This window comes from Lachnoclostridium sp. An118, from assembly GCF_002160985.1.
Classification (GTDB): Bacteria; Bacillota; Clostridia; order Lachnospirales; family Lachnospiraceae; genus Claveliimonas; species Claveliimonas stercoravium.
In genome coordinates this window covers 1-504 of the sequence record NZ_NFLQ01000057.1, presented here as the reverse complement: position 1 = coordinate 504, position 504 = coordinate 1, and the positions used below count along the sequence as shown (strand labels likewise).

Annotated in this window: 1 rRNA gene; it reads left to right on the top strand. The window is 53.2% G+C overall.

Annotation, left to right across the window (positions count from 1 at the left end):
• Positions 1–504 (top strand): 23S ribosomal RNA (locus B5E62_RS16680); the annotation flags it as partial.

The following is a 504-nucleotide window of genomic DNA, read 5'->3' as shown; positions in this document are numbered from 1 at the left end:
AGAGCCCAAACCGGGGTGCGTGCACCCCGGGGTTCGGACCGCGGGATTGATTTACCGAGAGTAGCAGAATGGTTTTGGGAAAGCCAGCCAGAGAGGGTGAAAGCCCCGTAAGCGAAACTCGAAGTAACATGGCGGTATCCAGAGTAGGTCGAGACACGTGGAACCTTGACTGAACGAGCGGGGACCACCCCGTAAGGCTAAATACTCCTTAGTGACCGATAGCGCATAGTACTGTGAAGGAAAGGTGAAAAGAACCCCGGGAGGGGAGTGAAAGAGAACCTGAAACCCTGTGTTTACAAGCTGTGGAAGAACTTTACATGTTCAACCGCGTACTTTTTGTAGAACGGTCCGGCGAGTTACGCTGGCTGGCGAGGTTAAGGACTTTAGGTCCGGAGCCGAAGGGAAACCAAGTCTTAATAGGGCGGTAAGTCAGTCGGAGTAGACCCGAAACCGGGTGATCTATCCATGTCCAGGTTGAAGTTGCCGTAAAAGGCAATGGAGGAC